The sequence below is a fragment of the Luteibacter sp. P4_E6 genome (assembly GCF_056401535.1).
Window position 1 is genome coordinate 1 of record NZ_JBFUJE010000184.1, and the last position, 7,452, is coordinate 7,452.

General features: G+C 64.7%; 6 protein-coding genes and 1 pseudogene. 5 read left to right on the plus strand and 2 right to left on the minus strand.

Annotation, left to right across the window (positions count from 1 at the left end):
• Positions 1-188 (minus strand): annotated as a pseudogene (locus tag AC1DT2_RS12335) (alkaline phosphatase family protein); the annotation flags it as partial.
• An 8-nt stretch (positions 189-196) separates the two neighbouring features.
• Complete coding sequence (locus AC1DT2_RS12340) at positions 197-988, minus strand: inositol monophosphatase family protein (protein WP_213948122.1); 792 nt, start codon at positions 986-988, stop codon at positions 197-199.
• Positions 989-1,158: 170 nt separating this feature from the next.
• Between AC1DT2_RS12340 and AC1DT2_RS12345 the strand changes: the two genes are divergently transcribed.
• The 5 genes from AC1DT2_RS12345 to AC1DT2_RS12365 all read left to right on the plus strand — a co-directional run.
• Positions 1,159-2,160: an ABC transporter substrate-binding protein gene (locus tag AC1DT2_RS12345; protein ID WP_477296535.1), complete on the plus strand. Its 1,002-nt coding sequence runs from the start codon at positions 1,159-1,161 to the stop codon at positions 2,158-2,160.
• 28 nt (positions 2,161-2,188) lie between these two features.
• The gene (locus tag AC1DT2_RS12350) at positions 2,189-3,190 is read left to right on the plus strand and encodes an ABC transporter ATP-binding protein (protein WP_477296537.1); all 1,002 of its coding nucleotides are present in this window, start codon (positions 2,189-2,191) and stop codon (positions 3,188-3,190) included.
• A complete protein-coding gene (locus AC1DT2_RS12355) occupies positions 3,187-4,845 on the plus strand; it encodes an ABC transporter permease subunit (RefSeq protein WP_477296539.1) in 1,659 nt (552 codons plus the stop codon). The genes AC1DT2_RS12350 and AC1DT2_RS12355 overlap by 4 nt, the downstream gene beginning before the upstream one ends.
• Positions 4,835-5,590 carry a DeoR/GlpR family DNA-binding transcription regulator gene (locus AC1DT2_RS12360; protein WP_477296541.1) on the plus strand — a complete coding sequence of 252 codons (756 nt, stop codon included), beginning with the start codon at positions 4,835-4,837 and terminating at the stop codon, positions 5,588-5,590. Before AC1DT2_RS12355 ends, AC1DT2_RS12360 begins: the two co-directional genes overlap by 11 nt.
• 133 nt (positions 5,591-5,723) lie before the next feature.
• On the plus strand, positions 5,724-7,452 hold a 1,729-nt coding region (locus AC1DT2_RS12365), incomplete at its 3' end, for a TonB-dependent receptor (RefSeq protein WP_477296543.1).

A 7,452-nucleotide genomic window follows, 5' to 3' on the forward strand; every position in this document is an offset into this window, starting at 1 on the left:
TGATCGAACGAGCGGTTCTCCTGCATGAGGATGACCACGTGAGCCACGTCCGCGATCGTGCCCGTTCGTCGGTCCGGCGGTGTCGCCAAGGCGCGCGCGATGGAAGCAGGAAAACCCTGGGCGAGCAGTGACGCCGCCACCGTGGCCCCGGCGGCATGGAGGAAACGACGGCGATCGCGGGAAACCATGAAAGGGTTCAGTCCTTGGCAAGCGATTCGATCAGGGCGGCATGCAGGGCCGGTGTCGCGGCGGCGACCACGCGACCGCCGCTGTCCAGGCCGAGTGTGCGGCCTTCCCAGTCCGTGATGACGCCGCCTGCTGCCTGGACCACCGGCGCGATGGCCAGATAGTCGTACGGCATAAGATTCGCTTCTATCACTGCATCGATATGACCGGACGCCAACATGCCGTAACCGTAGCAGTCGCCACCGAAGCGACGGGTGTACGCGGCGCGGCTGGTGCGGTCGAAACGCGCCCATTCGTCGGGCGTGAACATGTCGGGCGTGGTGGTGTACAAGGTAGCCGCTTCCAGCGCCGTGCATCCGCTGGTGCGGCAGAACGCACCGTTCATCGTCGTGCCGACACCCACATGGCCGATCCAGCGCTCGTCGAGTGCCGGCATGTCGAGGATGCCGAGCATGGGCTTGCCGTGGCGAAGCAACGCGAGCAGCGTACCCCACAGCGGCCAGCCCGAAATGAAGCTGCGCGTACCGTCGATGGGATCGATCGACCAGACGAACTCGGCGTCGATACGGGTCGCGCCGTATTCCTCGCCCAGCAGGCCGTGATCGGGCCACGCGTTGCCGATACGTTCGCGAAGCATGGATTCCACACCCCGGTCGACGGCTGTCACGGGGCTCATGTCACCCTTCAGGGTGACGTCGACCGGCTGGCGGAACCGGGGCAACGAAAAGGCGCGTGCATTGTCGGCGATGCCCGTGGCAAACACCTCGAATTCCTTCCGCTCCGCGGCGGACAACGATTCCATCAACGACACTCCTGGGCTGAAAAAAACGTGCGCGACCTAGCGTTTGCACGTTTCGGATTGATGACAAAAACGAAAATTCTCTGCTGGACCATATGCCCCATGTTTGCAAATATACCCAAATCGCCACAAGGATGTGTCATCTTTCAACCCTGGGGACTGGACTGGCAACCATGCACGTATACCGCCAAATCGGAAGCGTTCTTGCGCTGCTCGCGGCATGCGGTAGCGTGCGTGCCGGTGACCTGACCGTTTACTCGGCACTGGAGAGCGACGAGATAGCCATCTATCTCGCTGCCGCAAAGAAGGCCCTGCCGGACATCGACGTGCACGTGCTGCGCCTGTCCAGCGGCGATCTCGCCGCACGCTTGCTTGCCGAGTCGGCCGAGCCACGTAACGATGCGATCTGGGGGATGGCCGTCACCGATATGCTCGACCCCCGCATCGCCGCCCTGCTCACGCCGGTGCACGGTAGCAACATCGACCGCATGCCTGCGAGCTTCCGAGGGAGCGATGCGACGTGGTTCGCCCCGACCGGCTACCTTGCGGCGCTTTGCGTCAACCGGGATGCGCTCGCAGAACGCGGATTGCCCATGCCGCATACGTGGCGCGACCTCACCTCGCCGATGTATCGCGGTCAGATCGCCATGCCCGATCCCGCATCGTCGGGGACCGGCTACATGGTGCTTTCCTCACTATCGGATGCAGGGCGTAACGCCGAAGGCATGCGCCTGGTCACCGACATCGCACGCAATGTCGGCCAGGAAACGCTCTCCGGGTCGGCACCTTGCAAGCTGGCGCGCATCGGCGAATTCCCCATCGGTATCTCGTTCGCGTTCTCCGCCATGCAGTCGATTCGCCAGGGTTACCCGGTGACCATGGTGATTCCCTCCGATGGTGCGGGCTACGAACTCGAAGGTTCGGCCATGATGAAGAGCGCCTCCCACGTCGCCGAGGCAAGGCGCTTTCTCGACTGGACAGCCTCGGCCGATGCCGCCGCGTTATATCGAGGCTTCAAGGAGATCGTGTCCACGCCAGGCAGCGAACCCACGGACGAACAACTTCGGCAAGGCCTGCCTGCCCATCTCGTCGCGACGCTACCCGCGCGCGATTTCGCCACTGCCGCGCGTGAGCGCGCGGCACTCATTGCCAGGTTCAAGCAGCTGACGCGCTGACGCGCCGGCTGCCGGGGAGACGAGGGGAATGCATCTTCGCATCGATGACATCGCGAAGGCCTGGAGCGGACATACCGTGCTCGACGGCGTGTCGTTCCACGCCGGCGAAAGCGATTTCGTCTGCCTGCTCGGCCCCAGCGGCTGTGGCAAGACCACCCTGTTGCGTATCGTCGCTGGCCTGACCGCGCCTGACAGGGGCCGGATCATCCTCGACGGGCAGGACATCACCGCCCTGCCCGCGCGGGAACGTCGCATGGGCCTGGTTTTCCAATCGTATTCGCTGTTTCCCGACATGACCGTGGCCGCCAACGTCGGTTATCCGATGCGCTTGCGCGGCGAATCGCCGGCCGCAATCGCCACCCATACCGGTGAATGGCTGGAGCGCGTGGGTCTGGGCACGCTGGCCACACGGTTTCCGGACCAGCTTTCCGGTGGCCAGCAGCAACGCGTGGCGCTGGCTCGCGCGCTGGCGGCCAATCCATCGATGCTGCTGCTCGACGAGCCGCTCTCCGCGCTTGACCCGGCTATCCGGGGCCAACTGCGCGGGGAGATTCGTGCCCTGCAACGCTCGCTAGGCATCCCCACCATCATGGTCACGCATGACCAGGATGAAGCGTTGGCCATGGCCGACACCATTGTCTGCATGAACGACGGGCGCATCGAACAGATCGGCTCGCCGCGCTGTCTCTATGAGCGGCCACGCACGCGCTTCGTCGCCGACTTCATCGGTCATGCCAACCTGCTGCCGACAGGCTTCGTGCGCGAGACCCTGCCGGCCTTCCTCGAACGCCGGCCGCCCGGCCCCGATCCGACCTTCGAACTCTGCCTGCGTCCCGAAGACCTGCTCATCGACGCGGATCCGCGCGGCGAAGGTGTCATTGAAGACATCACCTTCCTCGGCAACCTGGCGCGCGCCCATATCGCGTGGCGCGGCCGCCGCGTTCTCGCCGAACTGCCCGGCCGCAGCCCCCTCGTTCGCGGCGAAACCGTATCGATCGATGCCGTACGCGGCGCGTGGGTGAGTACGTGAGCAGCGTCGTCGCACCCCGTGCCATCGCCCGCCCGCGGTTCGGCGCCGCCTTGCTACTGGCGCTTCCGCTGCTTGGCCTGTTGTTGTTCTTCGTGCACCCGTTGCTGACCGTGCTCTGGCGCAGCGTCACCGATGCGAACGGCGCATTCACTCTTGCCAACTATGGGCGTCTTCTCGACGATCCGGGCCTGCCTCGCGCGGCGCTTCGCAGCCTGAGCATCGGCGTCGCCACGACGTTTACGACGATGGCGTTCGGCCTTTGCCTTGCCATGACCCTGCACCGCTCTCGCCTCCGCGGCAAGTTCCTTATCCGCGGCGCGCTGCTGCTGCCGATGCTGGCGCCGTCGCTGGTGCTGGGTCTCGGACTGGTCTGCCTGCTCGGCCGTAACGGCCTGGTCCATCGCCTCACCGGGATACCGACGGATATCTACGGGCTCTGGGGTCTGCTGATCGCCAATACGCTTTATGGCCTGCCGCAGGTCGTCATCATCGTTTCGGCAGCGCTGGAGCGCACGCCGGCACGCCACTACGATGCCGCGGCATCCATGGGTGCGACACCATGGCGCCAGTTCATCGACGTCACCCTGCCGCGCCTGCGCTTCGCCTTGCTCGCCGCCGCCTTCCTCGTCTTCACCGAAACGCTCACGGATTTCGGCAGCGCCGTGGTCGTCGGTGGCAGCTACCGCGTGCTCGCCATGGAGATTTACAGCGAAGTGGTCGGCCAGCTCGACTTCGCCATGGGCGCCACGCTCGGCGTGGTGTTGCTGGCGCCGGCGTTGCTTTCGGTATGGCTTGGCCGCCTCGCGAAACGTCGACAGGACAGTGGCGATGCGAGCCCGGGACGCGCGCTCGTACCGGAGCATCATCCCTTACGCGACGCGGTGCTCGGCACGGTGGCGGCGATCGCCCTGTTGCCCGTGGTCGCGGTGGTCGGCACCGTGGCCTATGTGAGCGTCGTCAAGCTATGGCCTTACGATCGCACGCTGACGCTGGCCAATTACACCGGCGGCATGCCCGATGGTTACGGCCCGGTAGCGACGTCACTCGGCGTCTCGCTGCTCGCCGCCGTGGTCGGCGTCGTGATGATCTTCGCGCTGTCGGCGGGACTGCGCCGTGCCTCGCCACGCGTCGCTCGCCCGCTGCAGGTCCTCGCATCGCTGCCCGCCGCCGTACCCGGCATGGTGCTCGGCCTCGGTTACGTGCTCACGTTCAACCATGGCGCGCTCTCGGGATGGTTCTACGGCAGCGCCGCCATCGTTGCCGCGTGCAGCCTCTACCACTACCACGCACAGGCCTTTCTCACGATGCAGACCGGCATGCGCCAGGTGCCGGATGCGCTCGAGGATGCCGTCGCGTCGTTCGGCGGCGACACGCGCCATGTCCTGCGCGACGCCGTGCTGCCGTTTGCCATGCCGGCGGCCATTTCCACCTTCTTTTATCTGTTCATGCGCTCGCTGGTGACGTTGTCGGGCGTGATCTTCCTCGTGACACCCGGTCTGGGACTTGCGTCCGTCGCCGTCATGCGACTGGACGAAAACGGGTTCCTCGCCCAGGCCGCGGCGTACGCCATGTGCGTCGTCGTGGCCGGCGCACTCGCCCTCGGGGCGATGCGCCTCCTCCTCCACGTACTCAAGGACCGACGCCATGTGGCATGAAGAAAGGCACACCCGCATCCGCGACCTCCTCCGCACCAGCGGTCAGGTTTCCGTCGAACGCATCGTGACGGAGCTGGGTGTATCGCGCGAGACGATCCGCCGCGATCTCGTCGAGCTGGCCGAGCGTGGCGAGATCCGCCGCGTGCACGGTGGCGCGGTACTCACCGGCGACGAACCGCCGATCGACGTGCGCCACGCAACCCGCGTGCGCGAGAAGCGCGCCATCGCGAAGAAAGTCGCCAGCCTGGTGGAAAGTGGCCAGACCATTTTCATGGACGCTGGCAGCACGATGACCCTCGTTGCCGAGGCGCTCGCCACGCGTAGCGGCCTCACGATCGTCACCAATGCCGTGGACGTCGCCGCACGCTTCGCGGCGCGTACCGGCAACGAGGTGCACCTGCTCGGTGGCCGTTTCAACGCGCAGATTGGCTGCACCGGCGGCTCCGGCACCATCGCCGAGATAGCGCGCTACCAACCCCACCTGGCGATCCTGTCGCCGGTGGGCATCGAGGCAAAAGCCGGTGCCAGCAGTTTTGAAATGGAAGAAGCCGAAATCGCGCGAGCCATGTGCGCGAATGCACGCCGCATCGTGATCGCAGCCGATCATTCGAAGATCGGTGTGCGCAGTCGCGTTGCCTGGTGTCCCGCCGATCGCATCGACGTGCTGGTCACCGACCGGCGCTCGGAGAAGTCGCGGGCGATTGCCGCGATCGGCAAGGCCATCGGCGAGATCGAGTACGCCTGATCCTGCGGGCCTGCGCAAGCAGGCCTGGTCGATCCACCTGAAACAACAAAGTGCCAGGAAGGCCCTGTTCTACCCAACGTTTAGATCGATTGAAACCTCACTGTCACGTCAAAAGACCTTCCGGAGCATCCCTATGAGTTCCCGCATCACCCTCCGACGCACCCTACTCTGCGCCGCCGTCGCGGCCTCTCTTACCGGCATCGCCCATGGCCAGGCGACGTCCGGCCGTATTGCCGGCCAGGCCCCCGTGGCCGCCGGTGAAACCGTCCTGATCGAAGGTAGCAACGGCATCACCCGCGAAGTCAACGTCGACTCGCGTGGCCGCTATGTCGCCGAAGCGTTGCCGCTGGCCACGTACAAGGTCTCGCTCAAAGCCGATGGCAAGGTCGTCGACTCGCGTGACAACGTCACGCTGCGCGTGGGTGCGGCTACCGATGTGTCGTTCGATGGCGGCGCTGCCGCCAATGCAAGCGGCGCTCAGGATCTGTCAGGCGTTACCGTCTCGGCGAACAACCTGCCGACAATCGACGTCGCCACCGTCGCATCGAGCACGGTCATCACCGCTGCAGAGATGGCCCGCCTGCCACTGGCCCGCACCGCTGAAGGCGTCGCCCTGCTCGCACCGGGCGCCGTGGCCGGCTACAGCGGCTTCAAGGGCGCCATGGGCAACTCGCTGGTCAGTTTCTCGGGCTCCTCGGTGACAGAGAACGCGTATTACATCAACGGCATGAACACTACCGATCCGCTCAGCGGTTTCGGTGGCATCAGCCTGCCTTATGGCGCCGTGGATCAGGAAGAAGTGTTGAGTGGCGGTTACTCCGCCATGTACGGCCGCTCGGACGGCGGCGTGATCAGCCAGGTCGGCAAGCGCGGCACGAATGAATGGCACTTCGGCGCCCAGGTGCTGTGGGAACCCGATTTCGCCCGTGCCGACGCGCGCAACATCACCTACGGCCACAGCAACCCGGCGCCTCCGGGTACGATCGAACAGCGCAACGACGACAACCACGAGTGGACCTCCACGGTCAGCGCGTATGCCGGCGGCCCGCTGATCAAGGACAAGCTGTACATCTTCACCGCCTTGGAAATGGCACGCACCGAAGGCAACAGCATCGGCGACGTCAACCACTCGTACGACACGAAGTACACGTACAAGGATCCGAAGTGGTACGGCAAGATCGACTGGAACATCAACGACAGCAATATCCTCGAGCTGACCGGCGTCAGCCAGACGCATCGCACCAACGGTAACGAGTACGACTACGACTACAACACGAACACCAAGGGCGATTTCGTCAGCACCGACACGACGTACAAGACCAAGGCCATGGTCTACACGGCCAAGTTCACCAGCTACATCACGGACGACCTGACGCTCACCGCGCTCTACGGCAAGTCCAAGCTCACCTATTACAACGAGCCGCCGAACACTGGCGTCACCGGGCCGTTCATCGGAAACTCTTCCGCGGAAAACCCGGCGATCACGGGCGGCACGCCTATCACCAACGGCCAGACGCTGGATACGATCGACAATCCGGATCACACCTCGACCAATCGCAACCTGCGCGTCGACCTGAACTACAAGATCGGTAACCACTCCATTACGGCCGGTATCGATAATCAGGATTCGCACGACATCGACGATGGCACCACCATCGGTGGCGACGGCTACGAGCTGTGGTACGCGAAACAGGATCCGAACCTCAACATCAGCGACAGTCCGTTCGTCGACAAGCCGGGCAATTACCCGGGCGGCGAAACCGGCTACTACGGCTATATCCGCCACTACAACACGCTCGCCTCGGTGCGCGTGAAGCAGCGTGCGCAATACGTCATGGACGATTGGCAGGTAACCGACAAGA

Coding starts and splice junctions, on each gene's coding strand:
- AC1DT2_RS12360 (WP_477296541.1), top strand. CDS start 4,835: ATGTGGCATGAAGAAAGGCACACCCGCATCCGCGACCTCCTCCGCACC.
- AC1DT2_RS12340 (WP_213948122.1), bottom strand. CDS start 988: ATGGAATCGTTGTCCGCCGCGGAGCGGAAGGAATTCGAGGTGTTTGCC.
- AC1DT2_RS12345 (WP_477296535.1), top strand. CDS start 1,159: ATGCACGTATACCGCCAAATCGGAAGCGTTCTTGCGCTGCTCGCGGCA.
- AC1DT2_RS12350 (WP_477296537.1), top strand. CDS start 2,189: ATGCATCTTCGCATCGATGACATCGCGAAGGCCTGGAGCGGACATACC.